Origin of the sequence: Xanthomonas sp. WHRI 8393 (assembly GCF_040203315.1) — a bacterium.
GTDB classification, from domain to species: Bacteria; Pseudomonadota; Gammaproteobacteria; order Xanthomonadales; family Xanthomonadaceae; genus Xanthomonas; species Xanthomonas arboricola.
On sequence record NZ_JBEGGL010000008.1, the window covers coordinates 95,675 to 118,328 of the forward strand.

The 22,654-nt window shown below is 60.8% G+C and carries 14 protein-coding genes, 2 pseudogenes and 1 riboswitch; of the genes and pseudogenes, 5 read left to right on the plus strand and 11 right to left on the minus strand.

Going from position 1 to position 22,654, the window contains the following annotated elements:
- Window positions 1-41: 41 nt before the first annotated feature.
- Window positions 42-791 (plus strand): IclR family transcriptional regulator, encoded by a 750-nt coding sequence (locus ABQ137_RS19485; RefSeq protein ID WP_349783399.1) that lies wholly within the window; start codon window positions 42-44, stop codon window positions 789-791.
- Window positions 792-1,389: 598 nt separating this feature from the next.
- A riboswitch (yybP-ykoY riboswitch) is annotated at window positions 1,390-1,552 on the plus strand.
- A gap of 12 nt (window positions 1,553-1,564) precedes the next feature.
- Window positions 1,565-2,149, plus strand: a complete 585-nt coding sequence (locus ABQ137_RS19490; RefSeq protein ID WP_046346108.1) for a manganese efflux pump MntP — start codon at window positions 1,565-1,567, stop codon at window positions 2,147-2,149.
- A 96-nt stretch (window positions 2,150-2,245) separates the two neighbouring features.
- Here ABQ137_RS19490 and ABQ137_RS19495 read toward each other — a convergent pair whose 3' ends face one another.
- The 3 genes from ABQ137_RS19495 to ABQ137_RS19505 form a co-directional block, all read right to left on the minus strand.
- On the minus strand, window positions 2,246-5,695 hold the full coding sequence (locus ABQ137_RS19495; RefSeq protein WP_039524537.1) for a hybrid sensor histidine kinase/response regulator: 3,450 nt from the start codon (window positions 5,693-5,695) through the stop codon (window positions 2,246-2,248).
- Window positions 5,696-6,004: 309 nt separating this feature from the next.
- A complete protein-coding gene (locus tag ABQ137_RS19500; RefSeq protein WP_503021254.1) occupies window positions 6,005-8,419 on the minus strand; it encodes a GH36-type glycosyl hydrolase domain-containing protein in 2,415 nt (804 codons plus the stop codon).
- 2 nt (window positions 8,420-8,421) lie between these two features.
- A complete protein-coding gene (locus tag ABQ137_RS19505) occupies window positions 8,422-9,804 on the minus strand; it encodes an MFS transporter (protein WP_046345094.1) in 1,383 nt (460 codons plus the stop codon).
- 158 nt (window positions 9,805-9,962) lie between these two features.
- Between ABQ137_RS19505 and ABQ137_RS19510 the strand changes: the two genes are divergently transcribed.
- Both ABQ137_RS19510 and ABQ137_RS19515 read left to right on the plus strand, forming a co-directional pair.
- A complete protein-coding gene (locus tag ABQ137_RS19510; RefSeq protein WP_184519868.1) occupies window positions 9,963-10,547 on the plus strand; it encodes a gluconokinase in 585 nt (194 codons plus the stop codon).
- Window positions 10,548-11,116: 569 nt separating this feature from the next.
- The gene (locus tag ABQ137_RS19515) at window positions 11,117-12,847 is read left to right on the plus strand and encodes an outer membrane protein assembly factor BamB family protein (RefSeq protein WP_184519866.1); all 1,731 of its coding nucleotides are present in this window, start codon (window positions 11,117-11,119) and stop codon (window positions 12,845-12,847) included.
- Window positions 12,848-12,937: 90 nt separating this feature from the next.
- On the opposite strand, the gene ABQ137_RS19520 is transcribed toward ABQ137_RS19515, so the two are convergent.
- The 4 genes and pseudogenes from ABQ137_RS19520 to ABQ137_RS19535 all read right to left on the minus strand — a co-directional run.
- Window positions 12,938-13,165: a hypothetical protein gene (locus tag ABQ137_RS19520; RefSeq protein WP_016903869.1), complete on the minus strand. Its 228-nt coding sequence runs from the start codon at window positions 13,163-13,165 to the stop codon at window positions 12,938-12,940.
- Window positions 13,146-13,595 (minus strand): 3-dehydroquinate dehydratase, encoded by a 450-nt coding sequence (locus ABQ137_RS19525; RefSeq protein WP_046345097.1) that lies wholly within the window; start codon window positions 13,593-13,595, stop codon window positions 13,146-13,148. The genes ABQ137_RS19520 and ABQ137_RS19525 overlap by 20 nt, the downstream gene beginning before the upstream one ends.
- 10 nt (window positions 13,596-13,605) lie before the next feature.
- Window positions 13,606-14,040, minus strand: a complete 435-nt coding sequence (locus tag ABQ137_RS19530) for a hypothetical protein (RefSeq protein ID WP_166771898.1) — start codon at window positions 14,038-14,040, stop codon at window positions 13,606-13,608.
- Window positions 14,041-14,676: 636 nt separating this feature from the next.
- A pseudogene (locus ABQ137_RS19535) lies at window positions 14,677-14,966 on the minus strand (integrase core domain-containing protein); the annotation flags it as partial.
- A 71-nt stretch (window positions 14,967-15,037) separates the two neighbouring features.
- On the opposite strand from ABQ137_RS19535, the gene ABQ137_RS19540 reads away from it, so the two are divergent.
- A protein-coding gene (locus ABQ137_RS19540; protein WP_349783400.1) for an IS3 family transposase occupies window positions 15,038-16,152 on the plus strand; the annotation gives its coding sequence in 2 pieces (ribosomal slippage) (window positions 15,038-15,290 and window positions 15,290-16,152; 1,116 coding nt in all).
- A gap of 14 nt (window positions 16,153-16,166) precedes the next feature.
- On the opposite strand, the pseudogene ABQ137_RS19545 reads toward ABQ137_RS19540, so the two are convergent.
- The 4 genes and pseudogenes from ABQ137_RS19545 to ABQ137_RS19560 all read right to left on the minus strand — a co-directional run.
- Window positions 16,167-16,253 (minus strand): annotated as a pseudogene (locus ABQ137_RS19545) (transposase); the annotation flags it as partial.
- 145 nt (window positions 16,254-16,398) lie between these two features.
- Window positions 16,399-16,914, minus strand: coding sequence for a hypothetical protein (locus ABQ137_RS19550; RefSeq protein ID WP_146091172.1), 516 nt, complete (start codon window positions 16,912-16,914; stop codon window positions 16,399-16,401).
- Entirely contained in the window at window positions 16,911-17,903 is a 993-nt protein-coding gene (locus ABQ137_RS19555) for an RHS repeat domain-containing protein (protein ID WP_081280686.1), read from the minus strand. The genes ABQ137_RS19550 and ABQ137_RS19555 overlap by 4 nt, the downstream gene beginning before the upstream one ends.
- Window positions 17,904-18,378: 475 nt before the next feature.
- Window positions 18,379-22,647 (minus strand): RHS repeat domain-containing protein, encoded by a 4,269-nt coding sequence (locus ABQ137_RS19560; protein ID WP_349783401.1) that lies wholly within the window; start codon window positions 22,645-22,647, stop codon window positions 18,379-18,381.
- Window positions 22,648-22,654 lie beyond the last annotated feature (7 nt).

Sequence of the window (22,654 nt, forward strand, 5' to 3'; positions counted from 1 at the left end):
GTACCCTGGCGCGCCGCAGCCTTGCCTGGAGCCGCAAACGGATGAGCACCGAACCCGCCAAGTACCGCGCCCCCGCCCTGGACAAGGGCCTGGACATCCTCGAGCTGCTCGCCCGCCAGGCGCAGCCGATGAGCATGGGCGCGATCTCGCAGGGCATCGGCCGCTCGCGCGGGGAGATCTTCCGCATGCTGCAGGTGCTGGAGGAGCGCGGCTATCTCACCCGCGACGGCGAGGGCGACTATGTATTGACCAATCGGTTGTTCATGCTCGGCATGCAGCAGCCGCAGGTGCAGAGCATCAGCGAAGCGGCACTACCGGTGATGCGCCGGCTGGCCGATGCGATCTATCAGCCCTGCCATCTGGTGGCGCCGTCCGGCGACCAGATCGTGGTGATCGCGCAGATGGACGTGCCCAGCGACCTGGGCCTGGTGGTGCGCCCGGGCCACCGCCGCCCATTGACCCATTCCAGCTCCGGGCTGGTGCTGTTCGCGTTCCAGCAGCCAGAGGTGCAGGCGCGCTGGCTGGACATGCTCGACGCCAGCGAGGTGCCGTTCGAGCGTGCGCAGTTCCTCGCCGCCGCCGCGCATGCCCGCAACGATGGCTACGCCATGCAACCCAGCGAAGCGGTGGTGGGCGTGGTCGACCTGACCGCACCGATCCTGCAACGCGGCAGTGCGACCTATACGCTCACCGTTCCCTTCATCGCGCGCCGCCCGGAGCTGGTCGGCCCGCACGCGGCCTTGCAGGCCCTGTGTGCGGCGACGGCGGAGATTTCCGCCGCATTGATGTAGCCGCGACCCACGCCGGGAGTCGGCGTCGGCGCTGGTGTTTCTGTTGCTCGCTTCCGAAGGCTGACTTCTGCGGTCCTCCCGCAGCGCGGCCGGCCCTGTGCGTGGAGCGCAGCGCGCTCGTTCCGCAGCGCTGCGATGGCAGCGTGGCCATCGCACTCCATCTGAACCGCTTCGCCTCCACCTGCGGCATCGCAAGCCGTGCACATCGAGACGCCATGGAGATCGCAGCATCGTTGCCGATCGCTGCACTCCTGCACGACGTCTTGAAAGCCAGCACGAAGCAGGCGCTGGCTCATGCACGCGCATCCAAGCATGACGTTTCCACTCGCACTGCTTGCAGCACACCCCACATCAGCGGCTTTCCCCCGCGGTTTTCGCTACCTCGGTCACCGGCATGCAGACCGTTCGTCGCTATAGCCAAGGCTATCGGGTGCCGCATCGCGCCGTTGCGTGGACATGCCTGTCTGGCTTTGACGCCTGAAAACAAGGCAAAAACCGCGTCCCCCCTGCTCGCAATAGCCACGGCTATAAAGATCAGACCGACCTTCGCATGCGCGGCAGACGCACCGAACGCGGCCATGCGTTGGTACACTGCGCGCCCCTTGGGGAGTAGCCTGCTTTCGCATCGTCGGAAGCGCCTGCATCAACATACTCGGCCGTTGCGCCGTGGTGCAGGCAACCAGTTCCGGTTTGGCGAGACCAGCGGCATGCGTGCACGACGACGGTTGGCGCGGGCGCATGTCGTTGTGACCGTGCCCAACCCGAGAATGTCGATGTCCCCTTTTTCCATTGTTTTGATCGGTTTCGCGATGTCGACCGATGCGTTTGCCGCGGCGATCGGCAAAGGCGCGGCGATGCGCAAGCCGCAGTGGCGCGATGCGCTACGCGCCGGCTTGATCTTCGGCTGCATCGAGGCGATCACCCCGGTGATCGGCTGGCTGCTGGGGCGCGCCGCGTCCAGCTATGTGTCCGACTACGACCACTGGATCGCGTTCGTGCTGCTCGGTGCGCTGGGCACGCACATGATCGTGGCGGGGCTGCGAAGCGATGCGGACGACGCTGACGAAGCAACGTCCGAGACGCCGAAACGGCATGGCTTGCTCGCCCTGGCCACCACCGGTTTTGCCACCAGCATCGATGCGATGGCGGTCGGCGTGAGCCTGGCGTTCCTGGACGTGCATATCGGCGTGGTGGCGGTGGTGGTGGGGCTGTGCACCTTCAGCATGGTCACCGCAGGCGTCATGCTGGGCCGCGTGCTCGGCAACCTGATTGGCAAGCGCGCCGAGATCCTCGGCGGCTTGATCCTGGTGATCGTCGGCAGCGTCATCCTCTACGAGCACCTGAGCGGCGCAGCGTAAGCGCCATCCATCGTAGGAGCGTGCCTGCGCGCGACGGAGCGTTATCGGTAATGCTCAATCGCGCGCAGGCACGCTCCTACGCTGCAGTCGCACCGGTCAGCGCGTTTTCGCATCGTGATGCGCGCTCAGGAACGCGCGTAACGAGGCCGGTTTCACCGGTTTGGTCAGCAGGCGGTAGCCACGCGCACGCGCGAGCTGCTTGAGTTCGTCGCGGCCGTCGGCGGTGAGCAGGGCGCCGGCAATCGGCGCGGTGGCGACCGCCTGCAGCGCATCCAGCGTGTCCAGGCCATCGAGCCGGTCGTGCAGGTGGTAATCCACCAGCATCAGGTCCGGCTGTTCGCGCGCGCGTTCCAGCGCCTGGTCCACGGTGCTGGCGGTGATCACCTCCACCTGCCAGCGACCGAGCAGCGCACGCATGCCGTCGAGGATTTCGCGGTCGTTGTCCACGCACAGCACGCGCAGGCCTGCCAGCGAATCGCCGCTGGGCAGCGCGCGCGCAACGGCCACCGGCAGCACCGGCGGCAGCGGGACCGCCGCCACGCGCGGCAGCAGGATCGAAAACATGCTGCCGCGGCCGACCTGGCTGCGTGCGCTCAGGTCGTGGTCGAGCAGGCGCGAGATGCGCTGGCAGATCGACAGGCCCAGCCCCAGGCCCTGCTCGCCCCAGTCGAACGGCTGCTGATAGCGGCGGAATTCTTCGAAGATCTGCCGCATGTGGTGCTCGGGAATGCCCGGGCCGGTGTCCCACACCTGCAGCTCCACGTGCGCGCCGCGGCCGCGCATGCCCAGCACGATGCGGCCCTGGCGCGTGTAGCGCAGCGCATTGGCGAGGAAGTTCTGCATCACCCGGCGCAGCAGGCGGCGGTCGCTGCGCACCCACAACGGGCGACTGTGCACTTGCAGCTGCAGGCCGCGGCTGGAAGCCACCGGCGCGTATTGCGCGGCCAGTTCGTGCATCAGCGCGCTGGCATCGAAATCCTCGACCGTGGGCCGCAGGCCGCCGGCATCCAGCCGCGAGACGTCGAGCAGGCCATCGAGCAACTCCTCGGCCGCACGCAGCGAGGCATCCACGCGCTCGGCCAGATGGCGTTGTTCCTCGTTGTTCTGATGGCTCTCGCGCAGGGCCGAGGCGAACAGCCGCGCGGCATTGAGCGGCTGCAACACGTCATGGCTGATCGCGGCCAGAAAGCGCGTCTTGGATTGCTGCGCCAGCTCGGCCTCGCGCGAGCGGTCGGCCACGCGCTGCTCCAGGTTCTCGTTGGCGTCCAGCAGCGCGCGTTCGGCACGCTTGTAGTCGGTGATGTCGTTGTAGCTGGTGACATAACCGCCGCCGGGCAGCGCCTGGCCGCGCATCTCGATCACCTTGCCGTCGCTGCGGGTGCGCTCGAACACATGCGGCGAGCCGGCGCGCATGTGGCGGATACGGCGATCGATCTGATCTTCGATATCGCCCTCGCCCAGCTCGCCGCGCTCGGCGTTGTAGCGGATCAGATCGGCCACCGGGCGGCCGACATACAGCATGCCGTCCGGGTAGCCGAACAGCTGCTGATAGCGGCGATTCCACGCGGTCAGGCGCATCTCCGGGTCGACCACGCTGACCGCGGCGCTGATGTTTTCCAGCGTGGTGGACAGGATCTCGCGATTGAAGCGCAGCTCCTGGCCGGCTTCGTCCAGCACCGCCACCACCTCGCCCAGGTCCATGCCCGAGCCGCGCAACAGGCTGGTCAGCACCAGGCGTGCGGAGGCCGCGCCGATCGAGGCGGCCAGCAGGCGTTCGGTGAACTGCACCCAGGCGCGGTCGGCCACCACGGTGGGTTGCAGCTCGCGCTCCAGCAGCACCGCCTGGTCGACGAAGGCGCGGTGCGCATGCCGCTCGCCCACCACGCGCTCGGCCAGGGCCTGCAGGTCGGCCACGCGCACATGCCCGGGCCAGTCGCCGGCCACCGCCGGCCGCTGTGCGTACGGGTCCAGGAAGGGCGCGGCGCGCAGGCGTTCGTCCACTCCGGGGCGCCAGCGTGCGGAGACCAGCATCATCGCGCCGACATTGATCAGCAGCGACCAGAACGTGCCATGCGCCAGCGGGTCCCAGCCGCGCATGCCGAACAGCTGCTGCGGCTGCAACCAGGCGATGCCGAACGGCCCGTCCACCAGCCAGTCCGGCTGCAGCCAGCCCGCGCGCGTGGCGGCCGGCAGCAGCAGCGTGTAGATCCAGGTCATGAAGCCCAGCACCATGCCGGTCTCCACGCCCTTGCGGCTGGCCCCGCGCCAGTACAACCCGCCGATCACGCCGGGGGCGAACTGCGCCACCGCCGCAAAGGCCATCAGGCCGTAGGCCGCCAAGGTGGTGTCGTTGGCCACGCTGCGGTGGTAGCCGTAGGCGATCAGCGCCAGCAACAGGATGGCGACGCGACGGATCCACAACACCCGCGAGGCCACCGCCGCGCGCGCATCGGCGCTGCCGCGGCGGCGCAGCAGCACCGGCATCACCAGGTCGTTGCTGACCATGGTGGCCAACGCGATGCTGGCCACGATCACCATGCCGGTGGCGGCCGAGAACCCGCCCACATAGGCCACCAATGCCAGCACGGTGTTGCCCTGGCTCAGCGGCAGCGCCAGCACCACCGCGTCGTCGACCACCGTGCTGCCCTTGCCGAACAAGGCCACGCCGGCCGATGCGATCGGCACCACCATCGCCGAGATGATCACCAGGTACGCACCGAACAACCAGCGCGCGCGCCGGATGTCGCCGACGTCGCTGCATTCCACCACCGCCACATGGAACTGGCGCGGCAGGCAGATCACCGCCAGAAAGCTCAGCAAGGTCTGCGAAATGAAGCCCACCGACGGGGTGTGCTCGAACAAGGTGCGCGCCGAGTCGGCGATGGGCACCTGGTGGTCGCTCAGCCACACCCAGGCGAACAGGCCCACCGCGACGATGGCGATCAGCTTGATCACCGACTCCAGCGCGATCGCCAGCATCATGCCGCGGTGGTGTTCGGTGGCATCGACCTGGCGGGTGCCGAACAAGGTAGCGAACAAGGCCATCAACAGCGCCACGTACAACGCCGGATCGGCAAGGATGCCGCGCCCGGCACTGCTATGCCCGGTCAGCACCTCCAGGCTCATCGCCACCGCCTTGTACTGCAGCGCCAGGTACGGAACGATGCCGACCAGCGCGATCACCGCCACCAAGGCCGCCAGCCTCCGCGAGCGGCCATAGCGCGAGGAAATGAAATCGGCGATGGAGACGGTGTTTTCGGCGCGTGCGATCAGCGCCAGCCGCTCGATGATGCGCCAGCCGAACAGCAGCAGCAGCAGCGGGCCCAGATAGATCGGCAGATAGCCGATGCCGTTGCGCACCGCCGAGCCGACCGCGCCGTAGAAGGTCCACGACGAGCAGTACACCGCCAGCGCCAGGCTGTAGACCGCCGGCCGCAGCCACGGCCGCTCCGGGTACAGCGGACGACGGTCGCCCCACCAGGCCACGCCGAACAGCAGCACGGCATAGCCGACGGAGACCAGCAGCAGGATCCAGCTTGATACCAAGGGGCGTTCCTAGGCCAATGCGAACGGGGAGTTTACGCAGTGGGGAATCGGGAGTGGGGAACAGCCCGCCTGGCCGCACGTGCGTAGGAGCGCGCTCGCGCGCGACAGGGCACTGGCGGGAAAGCCTCATCGCCCGTAGGAGCGCGCCTGCGCGCGATAGGGCACCGGCGGGAAAGCCTCATCGTCCGTAGGAGCGCGCTTGCGCGCGACAGGGCACTGGCGAGAAGGCCTCATCGCGCGCAAGCGCGCTCCTACACCAGCTTGGCAGTTATCGCAGTTGCCCCCGATCAGGCGCCGCGGGCGCGCCACTCAGCCCGGTAGCCGCACCTGCACCTCATAAGTGCGTCCGGCGACAATGCCGTGCACGCGCTGGTCCGGGCAGGCTTCGCCGTCCACCAGCACCTCGATGTCGCGCCGCCCCGGTTCACGCGTCAGCGTCACCTCGAACTGCGCGCCGCGGAACTGGCGCGTCACCCAGGCCTGCGGCCAGTGCGAGGGCAGCTGCGGGCGGATCGCCAATGCATCGCCTTCGCCGACCAGGCCGAACAGCCCTTCCAGCACGCAGCGGTACACCCAGGCCACCGTGCCGGTGTTGAACAGCTGGCTGGAACGCCCGGCCGTGCGCGGGTACTGGTGCCAGGCGCCGCGATAGTAGTTGGGCAGCGACACCGGCAGGTGGCCGCGCTGCAGCACGTCCTCGCGGGTGGGGCCGGGCAGCAGCGCGCGCAGGATCTCCCAGGCGCGGTCGGCTTCGCCGATCTGGTACAGGCTGTACAGGTAGAACGCCGCCGCATGGTTGTAGACCGCGCCGTTTTCTGCGGCGCCCGGCCACTTCTGCGTCAACCGGCCCACGTCATCGCGCATGTGCGTGTAGGCCGGGGCCAGCATCACCGGCCCGTACGGCGTATGCAGCTGCTCGCGCACCGCCTCCAGCAAGGCCGCGCGCTGCGCGCTGTCGGCGGTGCCGGCCAGCAGCGCAAAGCTCTGCGGATTGAGATAGATGCGTCCTTCCACATCCTCGGCGATGCCGAAGCGCACGCCATCGTCGGTGATGCCGCGCGCATACCAGTTGCCGTCCCACAGCTCGCGGTTGGCATCGGCGTTGATCGCCTGCACGGCCTGCGCAAACGTCTCCGCCTGCGCGCTTCGCCCATGCGCTGCGCAGATGCCCGACCACAGCCGCAATGCATACGCGGTGGCCACGGTGAGCCAGCCGGACACGCCCTTGCCGCGCCAGCCGACCATGTTCATCGGGTCGCACCAATCGCCCTGCGCGATGAAACTCAAGCCACGTGCATCGCGCGCGTCCAGCAGCCACTGCATCGCTGCATCCAGTCGCTCGGCCACGCTGAGCGCCTGTCCATCGTGCGTACGGACCACCGCGTCGAGCACGCTGGCATCGCCGGTTTCGGCCAGATAGGCGCTCAGGAAGATCGGCAACCACACGCAGTGATCGGTATGCGGCACCTGGTTGATGTATTTGAGCTCGGCGCCTTCCACCAGCAGGATGCCGTCCGGCATCGCACCGCTGGGCTCCTGCTGCGAGAGCGCATGTAACAACGCCGCACGTGCAGTGGCCGGCTGCAGGTAGGCCATACCCATGTGGTCCTGCAGATAGTTGCGCGTCTGCGGATCGGTGGTCAGGCGATTGACGTCGCCGTGATAGAACACCTGCCGCGGCAGCCAATGGTTGACCAGGTTGTCCAGGGCCGGATCGGGCGTGGCGATCTGCGCGCAACCCCGCCCGCCCTGCAGATACTGCGCGTAGTCGCGCGCGGCGGCGGCGAAGCCGGCTTCGGACAGATAACGCGCACGCAGCGCGGCGATCTCCGCATCGTCCTTGGCCGGCCCGAACGCGAAGCGGTAGACGTTTGCCGCATCGGCATCCAGCGTCAGCCGGTACTGCAACGCGGCGGCCGGGTTCTCGTAGTGCGCATCGCTATTGCCCAGCTGCTCGGCCTGGATGGCCGAGGGCGCATGCAGGCCGCCCTCGCCTTCGAAGGCCATCTGCTGCGCATCCCAGGCCACCGGCGGCTGCTCGTGCAACAGGAAGGTGCAGTCCTTGAAATCGCGCTGACGGAAATAGTCGTCCACCTTCTGGTACGGCGCCACGCTACGGCAGACGATGCCGCCCAGCGCCGGCTCGTAAGCGCCGCCCTGATGCATCCACGACATGTAGCCGATCGGAAAGTAGGGGTACAGGCTGAGCCGGCGCGTACGCCCGGACTGGTTATGCACGCGGCATTCCCACAGCTCCACTGCATCGTCGGTGGGCAACGCCACGCACAGCTCCACCACGATGCCGTCGTGGCGCACCCGCCAGCGCACGTCGTGCTTGCCCGCGGAAAACGCGAACTGCTCCGGCGTTGCACGTACCGGTTCGTGCGGCACCGAATACAACGCACCGCTGTCTTCGTCCTTGAGATAGAAGAAGCGCCCGGGATGATGCGCGTAGTACGGCTGCTCAGGCATCATGAAGTTGCGCGCTTCCAGCAGCGGCGCATGCGCGTACTTGGCCGGCTCCGGCTGCATGAACTGCCCGGTGGCGTAACCACGGCAGGTCAGCTGCAGCATCATGCGGCGGTTCCACAGGAACCCGCCAGCGTTCGGCATTGCGGTGGGGCTGTAGAGCGCATAACGCGTGCCGTCGGCGCTGGGCGCCAGCAACGTGGACAGATCGTCGTCGGACGTGGACCTGGAATCGGCGTGGGAGAGTGCAGACACGGTCAGCGGTGCTCCTGTTCGTCGCGCTTGCGCGCGGCCAGTTCGTGTTGGATGCGGCGCAACAGGCCATCATCGAGTGGATAGAAACGCATGGTCCAGGCTGCCAGCAGCGCCACCGCGCCCGGGATCACCGTCAGCAGCAGCACGATGCCGGTCAACGAGGCGGCCGACTGCGCGCTGTTGGCCACATAGCCCATGCCCGCCAGCACCCAGGCGATGCCGGCCGAAGCCAGCGCACCACCGAGCTTTTGCGAGAAGGTCGCGGCGGCGAAGGTCATCGCGGTGGCGCGCCGGCCGGTGCGCCATTCGGTGTAGTCGGCGCTGTCGGCATACATCGAAAATGCCAGCGGCGACTTCGGCCCCAGTGCCAGCCCGATCAACATGTTCAGCGCGAAGATCGCCCACACCGCGTCGGCAGGAATGAAAAACATCAGGCAACTCAACACGCCCACCACCGCCATCAGCGCGGTCATCAACTGGCGCTTGTCCCAATGCCGTGTCAGCAACGGCGTGATCGCCGCGCCCACTGCCAGCGACACCGAATAGCCACCCAGAAACAGCCCGGTCAGGTCCGGCCGCTGCACGTAGTACTTGAGGTAATACACGCCCGCACCACCGCGCATGACAATGGTGATCATGATGATCAGCGACAGCACGAACAGCACGCACCACGGCTTGTTCTGCAGCAGGTCGGCGATATCCCGGCGGATCGGCGTGCGCTGTTGCGGCGGTGGCTGCACGCGCTCGCGCGTGGTCAGCGCCACGGTCACGAACAACGCCACCGCCACCGCGCCGTACAGCATCATCGTGCGCTGCCAGCCCAGCGCATCGTTGCCGGCACCGAACCAGGCCACCAGATCCAGCGTGCAGTAATTCACCAACGTGGTGCCGGCGAACGCGGCGATGAAGCGCAGGCTGATCAAGCTGGTGCGCTGGCTGCTGTCGGCGGTGATCACGCCGGACAATGCCGAGTACGGAATGCTCACCACCGTGTAGGCCAGCATCATCACCAGGAAGCTGATCGTGGCCCACCACATGCGCCCGTTCTGATCCAGCGCAGGCGTGGTGTAGGCGAGCACGCCGGTCACCGCCATCGGCACGGCGCCCCACAACAGATACGGGCGGAATTTGCCCCAGCGGCTGCGTGTGCGATCGGCCAGTGCACCCATCGCCGGATCGGCGATCGCATCGGCGATCTTGGTCAACAGGATCATCGTGCCCACCGCCGCTGCCGGCAGATGCATGGTGTCGGTGTAGAAGATCAACAGGAAGGCGGAGATGTTGGCCCAGTACAGATTCAGGCCCAGATCGCCGGCGCCGTAGCCCAGTTTTTCGCGCCAGCGCAGGCGCGCCGATGCAGGAGACGTTGCAGGCGATGACGGCATCGGCAGACCTTGGAGTGCGTTGAACCCGGCCGAGCGCGCCGTTACGCTGGGCGGCCCGCTCACCTGGCGAGGAGCGCCGACGCTACACCACGCATCGACTGCCGCCAACGTGAAATCCGGCAAAATGCCGAATCGATCCGGAGATATAACCTGACGTGATGGACACCGCCGCCCCCGCTACACCCGCGTCCGCTTCGCCCCTGGCCATCGTGGTGATGGGCGTTTCTGGCAGCGGCAAGACCACCATCGCGCAGGCCCTGGCAGCGCATTACGGCTACCGTTTTCTGGATGCCGACGACTACCACAGCGTGGCCGCACGCGCGCAGATGGCCGCCGGCCAGCCACTCACCGATGCGATGCGTCTGCCGTGGGTGGAGTTGCTGGCGGCCACCTTGCGCGACTGCGTACGGGCCGGCGAGTCGGTGGTGCTCGCGTTCTCGGGCTTGCGCGGCACGCATCGTCAATTGCTGCGCCGCAGCGGCATTCCGATCCGCTTCGTGTTCCTGCACGCCGCCCCGCACGTGATCGCCGCGCGCCTGAGCGCACGCGCCGGCCACTTCATGCCGGCCAGCCTGCTCGATAGCCAGTTGCAGACCCTGGAATTGCCGTTGGACGAAGCCGATGTGGTGTCGGTGGATGTGGACGCCACGGTGGCGGAGGTGGTGCAGGATGCGATCGCGCAGTTGGCGCTGATCGCTCCCGCTGCAGTGCACACCGCCGTGCCCTCGCCGCAAAGCGCATAACGCGCCGGATAGCGCAGCAACATGGCTGTTTCCTTCTCCCAGCGGGAGAAGATGCCCTAAAGGGGCGGATGAGGGGACGTGCGAAGCCTCGTGCATTTTGACGACACAGAAGCTTCGCACCGTACCCTCACCCCCCCCCCCGCTCCGCGACGCGGCCCGCGTTTGCGACGCGGGCGCTCCAAGGCACGCGCGCCAGTGATGCGCAAACCGTGCCTTCTCGCCACGCAGGAAGAGGGGCTGTGTTCGACACAGTGGCCAACCTCACAAGGTGGCGCAACATTTCCTGGTTACTTTTTGCAGACCATTGATTTGCCTGCAAATACGCATGCATCGCGGCCAATCATTTTTCCTATCGCAGCGGCGCCGATCGTGATGAATCATCAGCATTTGTGCGAATAGCGAACACCTTGAACGCAATTTTTTCGAGCTGGTGGCACCAGATGCGAGCGGACCCGACCGTTGAATGAATGCGGAAAGGTGCGTGTATTGCACGGTCGCCACAATCGGCCATCTTCACTCGGCAGATCCGGGGGGATCCAGCGCTTCCTTCCATCTATGGACATGCCGTGATGACAAATTCAATTCGCCGCTTGCGATTTCGCAGTTTGACGCTCGTTCCCTGCCTGCTTGCCAGCGCGGTGGCTTTCGCCCAGGCCGGCTCCGCAACCGCACAACAGTCGGTGTCGTCGCTGGATACCCAGGCTTTTGCACGCTCCGGCCAGATCTGGCGCAGCTTCGGCAATCAGCTGCCGTTCGCCAGCCCCACCAGCTGGACCACCGCCGGCGGCGGCTACTTGAACCAGCGCTTTGCGCCGGGCGAGTGGAAGATCAACCGCACCACCGTCAAAGGCCTCAAGCCGGCCTGGACCCTGACCACCACCGGCGACATCTCGGCCACGCCGAGCGTGGAAGGTGGAACGTTGTATGTGCCCGACTGGGGCGGCACGCTGTATAGCGTCGACACCCAGACCGGCAAACCGAACTGGCAGGCCAAGTTGTCCGACTACACCGGCAATGCCAACTCGGTGACGCGCAACACGCCGGCCATCAGTGCCAACAGCATCATCGTCGGCGACCAGGCCGCCGGCACCGTGCTGGCGATCGACAAGAAGACCGGCAAGCTGCTGTGGAAGACCACCGCCGAAGCCAACCCACAAGCGCGCATCACCTCCTCGCCGGTGATCTACGGCAACCGCGTGTACGTGCCCGTGTCCTCCGGCGACTGGGGCAACCTGGACCCGACCCACACCTTCAGCTTCCGCGGCAGCGTGGTGGCGCTGGATCTGAACACCGGCAAGAAGGTGTGGCAGTTCTACAACGTGCCCGAGGGCTATACCGGTGCATCGGTGTGGGGCCAGGTAGCGATCGATCCGATCAACCGCCGCCTGTATTTCGGCACCGGCAACAACTACAACATTCCCGCCAGCGTGGGCAACTGCGTGTCCAACGCACGCTCTTATCGCGGCAGCGAACTCACCGTGCAGGACGAACTGGCGTGCATGGCGCCGGACAACTACGTCGACTCGGTGATCTCGCTGAATCTGGACACCGGCAAGCTGGTCTGGGCCGACCGTGCACAAGGCTACGACGCCTGGAACCTGTCGTGCATCGTGGCGCCCACCAATGGCCTGTGCCCGAACACCCAGGCAACCAACCTGACCGGCCCTGATTACGACTTCGGCGGCGCCGGCGTGCAGCTGTTCACCGTGTGGCGCGATGGCAAGGCCCAGCAGCTGGTCGGCGCAGGGCAGAAGAGCGGCATCTACTGGGCCTTCGACGCCAAGACCGGTACCAAGGTCTGGTCGACCCAGGTCGGTCCCGGCGGCACCACTGGCGGCGTCGAGTGGGGCACTGCGTTCGATCCGTACAAGTCGCAGGTCTATGTGGCCATCAACAACAGCACCAACGCCACCTATACGCTGGGGCCTGCGAATACCCAGAGTCACAACGGCGGCTCGTGGGCAGCGCTGGATGCCGCCACCGGCAGGATCAAGTGGCAGGTCAAGGTGCCCGGCATCAACCGCGTGAATCCGAACGTGCCGGCCGGCGGCCAGGGCTCGCTGACGGTGTCGCCGAACCTGCTCTACGCCGGTTCGATGGCCGGCAATATGGTCGCCCTCGACGCCGACACCGGCGCCACGCTGTGGAACCACGACGCCACCGGCTCGGTGATCAGCTCGCCGGCCATCGTGGACGGTGCGCTGTACTGGGGCGCCGGCTATGGCCGCTTCAACTTTGGCACTGCCGCAACGGCCAACCAGCTGACCAAGTTCGTGCCGGAGGCCAGCCCGGCCAAGTAAGCGTCAACCCATGTGATCTGCGTCGAGCGACGCACAAGCACGGCAGAACGACGGCGCCACCTTCGGGTGGCGTCGTTGTGTGTCACGCCGCTACAGCCGCGTGACCTGGCACAAGCGGATCTGCCCTGCTTCCAGCCCATGCGCCTCCGCCGCACGGCGGCGCAGCGCGGTGACCAGCCCGGCGGCATCCAGCACGCCATCGGCAGGCACGTCCACGCTGTGGGCCAGTTGCCCCCACAGTACCGGCCGACCGTCGCAATAACCCTCGTAGTCGGCGAAGTAATGCAGCTGGCGCAGCTCAGGTACCGACGTGGACATCGCCCTGGATCTCCGTGCAGCCCAGATGTTCCAACGCGATTTCCAGCCCGAGCAGATAGCTCTGCGCGCAGTAACCGCGCACCGTCGCAATGCGTTGCCCGAACCCCTCCGGCAGGCAACGCTCCGGACGGTCCACGCTATCGTCGTGAGCCTCCACGAACGGGTACGGCAACGCGCTGAGTACACGGTGCAGGCGCGCACTGTCCACGCAGCTGCCCGGATCGATCAACGCGATCTCCATCCGCGCCTGCCCGGCCACGCGCAAGGCATCCAGCAGCTCCTGCTCCGACCCGCAGGCACGCAAGGCCACCGTCTTGCCCGCGTCGCCGGCGCATTGCACGAGCTGCCGAATGACGGCCCGCGGCAACGGCTGCGGCCCACGCACCAGCGGCATCGCTGCCTCCGGCCCACGCACGATCATGATCGACATGGCGGCTTCCTCAGGCAGCGGCGCGCAAGGGCGCGCACAGCGACGGCAGACAACGCGCCGCAATACCCAGCGACATCGCATAGGCGCGTGGGGCATCGTGCGGCGTAATCACCACCGCCAGCGGCGCATGCTGCGGATGCAGCCATGGCTCCAGCTCCTGCGCCGCGTCGGTGTGCAACTCAATGTAGGGTGCAGGCAGCGCATCCAGTGCAGCACGCAATGCCGTCGCATGCACCTGCGCACGCTCCGACGGCGCCAGATCACCCGAATCCAGCAGCACCAGCTCCACCTCGGCATCGCCACCGGCGGCCTGCAAGCCGGCGATCAAGCCATCGACATCGGCACACGCTAGCCTGCGCAACGCGCGTCCGGCACACTCGGGCAGCTGCAGCGGCGCCACCTGCGCCGGATCGGCCTGCGGACCTTGCAAAATCAGGATACACATCGTGTTCGACTCAACGCACCACAGTGCGGGAGTGCCAAGGTAGGCCTGCCGGGCATAAAGAGGCTATTTGCGGATTAGTGGTCGGGCATAAAGAATGCGTAGTAATTTCCACGCGCAGTACCAAACACAACTGGAACCTGTTCTCACACTGTGGCAACCTAGACGTGGGGCGTATAGGTTCGAATTGGGGGAACAGGGGCGATAAGAAAAAATTATTCCAGTCACCGGATCTGTAAGTACAGGACCGGCAGCGCATTGAACAACGCAGCTTGAATTAATTCACTCACCTTACTTCGGTATTTTTATGATCCGCAGACTAGTTCTTCTAACTTTGATGTTGGCAAGCTCCCAATGCTTCGCGGCCTACTCACTCGGGGGACAGAAGATAAAGAACATAGCCACTGGATGGGGAGGAGAAGCCATATATATAGTCACTGAAGGCCCGCTACCTGCGGGAACAGGCTGCGGCGGTGGAAATCGTTTCATGATTACACCCAACGCATTGATGTACAAAGAGATTATTTCCATGGCACTAACATCTCTGCAAAGCAAGAATACGGTAGAAATTTACGTGGACGGTTGCAACGGAACTTCAATGCAAATTAAGGCATTCACTGTAGCTGAATGAGTGAAGACTTAAACACCAGGTGCGGACTCCCATAAATAGTGCCAGCTTAAATTTAGAGGTCTGCGGAGATATGGATCACGGAAATCGGCGGGCGTTAGCCCGCCCAAGCTGTCGTGCGGGATCTGTTGGTTGTAGTCGGCCAGCTAATGCCAGGGCTGATCGCGGACTTCGCTCATGGTGCGGGAAAAATGTGCATTTCTAGTACGCCGCGTCAGTAGCTGTCGTTGGAACGTTCGATGAAGCAGTTCTGCATCGAACACCTCGGCCCGATGAAATTCAATGCAATGCCTTTGCGCTCGTAAGCTCCCCCGATCGGCAGACACCGCATAAGTAGATCTTTCTGGCATCGTTCCCAAGTCAGGAGGTTCCATGCGCACATCGAAGTTCACCGAGACACAGATCATCGCCACGCTCAAGCAGGCCGACGCAGGCGTTCCAGTCAAAGACATCTGTCGCCAAGTCGGCATCAGCACGGCGACCTATTACCAGTGGAAGAGCAAGTACGGCGGCTTGGAGGCGTCCGAGCTGCTGCGGGTCAAGGAGCTCGAGTCCGAGAACGCCAAGCTCAAACGGATGTACGCCGAGTTGGCGCTCGACAACGCGGCAATGAAGGACCTGATCGCAAAAAAACTCTAGGGCCGGCGCGTAAGCGCGAGGCGGTGCGGTTCCTTATCGAGGTCCACGCGCGGCCGTTGCGCCGGTCCTGTGCATGTGTCGGGCTGTCGCGTGCCGCCTGGTACGCACCGCCTCTGGACTGGACGGTGCGCGATGCCGAGCTGATTGCCGAGATCACGCGTTACGTTGAAGCGCACCCCAGTCGTGGCTTCTGGAAGTGCAGCGACTACCTTCGCAAGCAGCAACCAGGCTGGAATCCCAAACGCATCTATCGCGTTTACAAGGCCATGAAGCTCAACCTACGCCGCGCTGCAAAGCGTCGCCTTCCCAAGCGTGAGCGGGTGCCGCTCTACGTGCCGAGGCTGCCAGACACGGTCTGGTCGGTCGACTTCATGAGCGATGCGCTGGCATGCGGACGACGCTTTCGCACCTTCAACGTGGTGGATGACTTCAATCGCGAGGCGCTGCACATCGAGGTTGACACCTCGATCAACTCGCGACGGCTTGTGCGTGTGTTCGAGCAGATCAAACGCGATCATGGCTTGCCGCAGGTGGTGCGCTCGGACAACGGCCCCGAGTTCCTGGGCGAAGCGTTCACCAGCTGGCTCAAGACGAATGGCGTCGCACTGCAGTACATCCAGCCGGGAAAGCCAAATCAGAATGCCTTCATTGAGCGCTTCAATCGCACGTTCCGCGAGGAAGTGCTCGACCTGAATTTCTTCGCCTGCCTCGACGATGTGCGCGAAGCCGCCCACTGGTGGATGATCGACTACAACGAAGCAAGATCCCATGATTCGCTCGGCGGAATAACCCCGGTCGAGTACCGCAACAAGCACATCGAAAGCTCTACTTTTGAAGTGCCTGCTTGACGGGGGAGCTTACGACGGCACACATCCTTGACCTGGCGACCGCCCTCAACCTGCTTCAGCGTGGCGACAATCTGGCTCTCAGTGAATTTGCTCTTGCGCATCGTTGGTCTCCTTGGGGACTAGCGTGCCCGGAGATCTCTCACTATGGCCGGATCAATTTTACGGGAGACTGACATGATGGCTAGTGCATCCAGAGATACTCTAACAATGGCTGAGAAACGTTACGGAATGTCGGTAAATAGAAAGTCACCTATTTATATCACCCGCCTTAATTAAGGCCTGCTCCCAACCCTCTCTCTTTCCAACCTCGACCCTAGCAGGCAGCTCCGTCACATCCCCTAATAACCTGATTTCGCCAACTTCATATCTGCGATAAAGGGGGTCGACGCTTTTCCGAAAACGACCCTGGATACGAACATACCTATACCCAAATTCTTTGAATGCCTTTTCTTGCACTGACTCAGGCGCACTGATTATAATAACATTATCCTGAAAAATCATGTGCGCATAATCAATCTCATTAGAATAAATAGAGAGTGCACCACGATCAATTACCAAGTAGCCGCTGATTAATACAACATTGCCATCATAATCATTCGGGTTTTTTGACAACCTATCAAAGGTAGTAAAGCATCTTTCCTCGTTTCTTGCATCCACGGTACAATCTGGCGGAATAGTATTCGCCACCCTCTTGTCTGTGCAAGAGGATATTAAAATTGAAAACAAACAAACGGTAGCAAGCAAACTTAAAGAAATTTTCACTCTATCTCCTCCACCTTATCACCAGCACCACCAACAAACTTAAAAAGTCTCATCGAAGGAGTAGATAAATAGCCAGTAGACCTTTGCCATCTATAAGTTTGAATATCTCCATCAGAAAAGGGAGAGTACTGATTTCGATTAAAATCTTCAAGCGGATGTGTATGGACATTGTAGCCTGCTTCCGCCAGAGGTGAAGCAGGCGTCATGAATCCAATCCCTGTTTCCTTATCGAAGCGACTCCCAACTCCGAGGTCGCGGAGATACCATAGACCGGCCAAGTCGTTAGAACTCGATTGTCTAACGATATTTGCGGCGAACTCGACTCCATAACGGTTGGAGGCAGGCTGAAATACCTTCATGAAGTAAATAGCTGCTGAATTTGAACTTTTTGACCCCACAGACTCGACCTTATCTCTCACCCTTTCTATAATTTTTAACGCAGCATTTAGCCGTCCCTGCTCCGTGCCCTTTGCAAATTTACGAGAACCATCGTTTTGCAGATTGTTTATTTCGCTTTTTGCCGAAACGCTACCGTCGCCTCGACCGCCACCGCCATACAATATTTCAGAACTTGGCGCACGACCATCCGGGTCTATGTATGAATAAGGATTATTATTCGCATATACGTATCTATTAAAGTTACTTCCATCCCCGCCATTAGCTTGCAAAGGATCAACACTCATGAACCTGCCTGTAACCCCATCATAGTAGCGTTGCTGCATGTATATCAGATCTGTGATCGCATCAGCGATGTGGCCGGTGTAACCTACTCCTTCCGCAGCTGGTCCGACAGATGCCCCGTACGGTTCATATTCTCGACGTTCAACTATATTTCGATTAGCGTCCGTCAGCACAGATGCAGAGCCGAGACCGTCTGTATGGACATAACGAATTGTCTGTGCTGATACGCCCATGCAGCAGCAGAGGTAGATTAAGAACCCCGCAAAAGCTCGCATTTCGGAGCGGAAGAAACTGTTGGCCTTGTACATTCCCACCCCGATATAAAGAGAGCAATACTTTAGTTAAAAACACAATCTGAAATCAGCCCAAAAGAGATAGTTCAACTATTTTATTTACCTAAGATAAACCTCAACGATTTCACAACCAGCAGCCTGGTAATCTACCTTTCGCTTATTTACAAGTGCGGACATTAGTATCGCGATCAAAGACTTGCCCCCCGGCTTAGCGTCGTCGAAATACATTGTCGGACTGCTTTTGCATTCCTGCGATAGGGATCCAAACCACACAAAATGATGTGTTGCCCCTTGATATGCCCCTAGCTGAGTTACCTCCACATCTCGAATCCACTCGTTCGCTGACGCTTGAGACTTCGTAAAAATGAGCACGGCCAGCAGCCCAACCGAATAAAAATTCATATCATCGCTCTTATTTATATAAATGCTTCTGCATTTGAAATACACCCATTGGAGCTTTGGCGCTTTCTAAACTCAAAGTTTGCGCTAGTCAATTCAGCAGAAGCTGATAGAGCAATGGAACGATATCTGCCGCAGAACGCTTAATGTGTGCGACCCCTGATAACGCGGTGCATGCCCCGTCCTGCGTACAGGCCAGCACACGATACGAATACGTCCCGGAGGGACGGGACAACGAGGTCCACGTGGTTTGATCGCCCTCGTAAACAGAAGTCCACGTCAGCCCGTCGATGCTTTCCTCAACCACATAGCGCACACTCCCTGGGCTTGCGGTCCAGGTTAGAGCGTCCTTCATCGCTGGCACTTGTCCAAATGACCACTCGACTTCCGCCACGTTGCTGCCGCCCAGCAAAACATATTCTGTCATTTTGGAACGGCGTTGATTCTTCTGGAAACGCAAAACTCCAGCTTGATCATACATCGACCCTACGCTGCCGCTCGATTGTGTTGCCTGGGTACGCCTACCGTTGCCGTCGTACCGATAGCTTTCCTTATTTGTTGCAGCACGCAAGCGATTCCCGAAGTCGAAGACGTACGCCTGCCCATTCTTATTGGTGAGATTGCCCTGCAGATCGTACGCAAGACCGACAACAGTGCTTCCAGAGCACTCGTTAATCTTGATATTGGTGAGATGCCAATACGGATCGTAGCAATAGAAATGCTCGCGTCCAGGTGCTTTAACGTAGGTCAGATTATCCAGTGCGTCGTAGCGATACTCGGCGGTGCCGAACATTGGAGATACGGTAGACCTCAAACGATCCAGCCCGTCATATGTCATTGTGCGGTTGCCGCGCTGATTGCGGCCAGTCGCCCCGTCTGTAATGGCTGCAACATTACCGTTTGCGTCATAGTCATAGCCATCACTTAACACGATATTGCCACCAAAGGCATCTTCGCTAGTGTCGGGCAGCTGTCGTGCGTTCTGCAGCATGTTGTGAACAATGCCATTTCCATATGTAAACTGTCGGAGCGCGCCGTTTGGATAATAGCTAGCACCTGTCGCGTAGCTCCCGGCCTGCAGCGCTTGACCCAACGCGTTTGGCGCGTAGTCGACAGTCATACCCGTTGGATAACGTTGCATCGCGAGGTGACCGTTTGCATTGTAGATCGAGCTGATCGCCCAGGTTTCTCCGTCAGCCTGCCCTTGGCTCTCTCCAACAAGAAGACGACGTCTGTTATAGGTATAACTGTTGTAGTTGGCTACGCCGCTGTTGATCGTCGTGATCTGCTTGACCAGGCCGTCCGGCCAGTATGTCCAACGTTGATTTCCGTTTCCATCGGGGAAAAGCAAGGCGCTTAAACGGTTGCGAGAATCATAGGTTCGATCTACTCGACGTGCAGCGATCGTTCCGTTTGAGCCATTCTGGTCGCACCCAGTATCTGACGGCAATCCGGTAGCTGACCATTTCATGTTCCCGGCAGGGTCGTATCCCATCAAGGTGGCGCCCGTCTCAGGCTCCACTGAACGGCAGAGCTCTTGGTTCGCGTTGTAGAAGTAACTACGCGTCAGCACTTGAGAAGAGCTAGCGTTGCGTCGGGTGATCGATGTTGGTTTGCCAAACAGATCCCGCGCAATATCAGTGTAAGTTCCTTCAGGATGCTGGATCCAAACGGGCTTTTCATAAGCCGGCTGGTCGAAGACCTGATAGCCCGTAACAGTGACCTGGCCGCGTGGATTAGCAACACTGGTCTGATTGCCAGCAAGATAGCTAGTGATTGTATTTAGTCGACCAAGCTCAGAGTCCTGGGATGATGAAGTGATTCTCCCTAGAACATCGTAGCCATTTCGATAGCCCGTGCTCAGCGAGCTATTACTCCCCGGGTAGGAAGAGAATATTAACTGGCCTACGGCATCATATGAAAAACGCTGAAACCGCTGCGTCCCAGCCTCATTTGCTGCATCGTACTCCCGCGTAAGTAGCGGCTTCAGCATCGCATCGAAGTACGTGATCTTTCGAGCGTTTCCGGTAACTACCGTTTGGCGCCAATGACCCGGCGCAATATCGTATTCCGAAGCACCTACCTGCTCGAAGGCTTGCGCAGTTGTATTCCATGCCGAGCTATCGTTCGTAGGATAGGTGATTGTAGCCAGGCGCCCCATCGCGTCATAGCTATAATTAGTCGTATAGCTATTCTGGTCAGTCACCGACGTTATCCAACCATTGTCATTGACGCTTGCGGAAATTGCGGTTCCGTCCATGAAGCGAATAGATTGTGGCACTCCCCTTTTCCAAGAACCAAGTGTAGTGGAATTGTTATTAGCATCCGTAATATAAGCAATCGTTCCATCACCGTTATAGCCAATGGTTTGCTTCAGTTTTCCGAATGCTGTGATGGAGACTGGCTGGGCATTACCATTATAAGAGATTTGCCGCTCTACTAAACCGGTGTCGCTATTCGTAGAGCTTGCTTCTTGGCCAAGTATCCATTTCTGAGTGTTGTCATAATATGCCGTGACATCAGTTCGACCGTGCCACGGGGTATACCTCGCAACCGTGGTCGGCCTTGCAAAACCGTCGTAACCGCGCACCGAATATGTATATGCCGTGCCGTCCTGACCTATCACTCTTGAGCTGAGTGGGGAGACACGTGTCATTTGATCCAAATTTAAGTTATTTGCAAAAGTTGCTCCGTAACGAGCCGGCCACGGTCCATTCGTAGCGGAGGCATATGAATTTTGCTGAGTTTTAACCAGGTTCGTACCGACAGCTCCTGAGAACTGCTCGGATTTCAGCAATTGACTTTCGCTCACGTCAAATCTGTTGCTATAGGTATAGCGCGTTGCGCTCCCCATAGGATCTATAACGTCGGTCCAGACTGTAGAAGCGCAACCGGCATTGCAATCCTTACTCCAGCTATTGTTTGGAGGCGAGTACGCATAGGACCATACCCGAGACGCAACTCCCGGGCCATAAAATTCTTTCTTTGCAAGTGTCCGCGCGCCATAGACATTGGGATGAACGAGCGTTCTACGATTGAACGAATTATCACATAGATAAGGGACGTAAGAACGACCTCTGATTGTCGAGCCCACTGTAAAGACGCCTGTTAGCCCCGAAGGGTGGCGTATGGTTCCTGTGGCGGTAGCTGTGCTTGGCTTGGTGACAAAAGAGCATCCGTTGTCAGTTGGATAAGTAATAGCCGAATATTCCCCCGCTCGACTAAATCCTCCGAGGTCAAATGCCCATGACGAGCCATCGGGCTGTGTTAGCCCAACTAGATGTGTACGCGTGTCTGCAAGTACGCCATACTGATACGACCACGTTCTAGGTGCGCTATCTGAAGTTTGCAGCACAGCCGACGTGATGCGGTTACCAGATTCAGTTGTGCCGGATGCCCACTGCTGGGACCATGGTTCGTAGTTTATAGAGAGAACTCGCCCGTCACTCGCGATTATTCTCGTCAAATTCCCGTCAGCATTGTATTGATAGTTAAGCGAGTTTCCGAACCTGTCCTCTATCTTGGATACGAGTCGCATCGCTACACTACGTGCAACACCACCAAAGTTTGGCTGAGCAAAGCCTACGCTGTCGTATCGCTTAGTAACTGCCCAATCCATCCAGTATTTTGTACCCTCTGGAGAGACCACAAAGAATCCATCGCCTCCAGCCAAACCATTAGAGGTTTTCTGCAGGCAACCGATCATCCATTGACTTTTTGTCAGAATCGGAAAATCGACTACAGCGCCGTCTACATTCATAGCTTGCGGTGCCAAGCCGTTAGATACATCGCGCTTCAATAAATCTTGGCGGCCGCTTCCAGGTATGACTAGCTGATAGCCTCCCCACCACTGTTCAGGGGGATAAAAGATCGGACTGGACGAGGCACTACTGTTCAAAACAATAGTTGGCGCGCCCGAAATGTTCACGCATTTTAGGTTGAATCTTTCGGCAATTATTGTTTCGATTCGCGGCACTTCCAGGCGCCAGTCGGTAAAAGCACGCGAATCAGTTGTGAAAAAACTGCGATCGTTAATTTCTAACGTTCTGGAAAGCTCGATGGGAAGACCTTGTCCCTCTTGAACTATGTCTACCTGCCTAAATGAGACTGCGCCCGTGTAGAGGTCGATGAGCTCACCAAACGGCTTATCGCCAAGTGGCTGAACTGACTGAGAGCTACGTACACGCTTATCGAACTCGGACTCAGGAGTAACTATTTGTGCCCACAACGGCGCTGCCGACATAGCCATCAGCAGTGCAGCAATGCTTTTTGATCTTAGACCCAACATAGAAACCCTCTGATTCTTAGGTAATCCGATAACACGAGCAATGCACTTCTTGAAAAAGTGGCACACTTCCATTGTTATT

Coding starts and splice junctions, on each gene's coding strand:
- ABQ137_RS19485 (WP_349783399.1), top strand. CDS start 42: ATGAGCACCGAACCCGCCAAGTACCGCGCCCCCGCCCTGGACAAGGGC.
- ABQ137_RS19490 (WP_046346108.1), top strand. CDS start 1,565: ATGTCCCCTTTTTCCATTGTTTTGATCGGTTTCGCGATGTCGACCGAT.
- ABQ137_RS19505 (WP_046345094.1), bottom strand. CDS start 9,804: ATGCCGTCATCGCCTGCAACGTCTCCTGCATCGGCGCGCCTGCGCTGG.
- ABQ137_RS19510 (WP_184519868.1), top strand. CDS start 9,963: ATGGACACCGCCGCCCCCGCTACACCCGCGTCCGCTTCGCCCCTGGCC.
- ABQ137_RS19515 (WP_184519866.1), top strand. CDS start 11,117: ATGACAAATTCAATTCGCCGCTTGCGATTTCGCAGTTTGACGCTCGTT.
- ABQ137_RS19520 (WP_016903869.1), bottom strand. CDS start 13,165: ATGTCCACGTCGGTACCTGAGCTGCGCCAGCTGCATTACTTCGCCGAC.
- ABQ137_RS19525 (WP_046345097.1), bottom strand. CDS start 13,595: ATGTCGATCATGATCGTGCGTGGGCCGGAGGCAGCGATGCCGCTGGTG.
- ABQ137_RS19530 (WP_166771898.1), bottom strand. CDS start 14,040: ATGTGTATCCTGATTTTGCAAGGTCCGCAGGCCGATCCGGCGCAGGTG.
- ABQ137_RS19555 (WP_081280686.1), bottom strand. CDS start 17,903: ATGTACAAGGCCAACAGTTTCTTCCGCTCCGAAATGCGAGCTTTTGCG.
- ABQ137_RS19560 (WP_349783401.1), bottom strand. CDS start 22,647: ATGGAAGTGTGCCACTTTTTCAAGAAGTGCATTGCTCGTGTTATCGGA.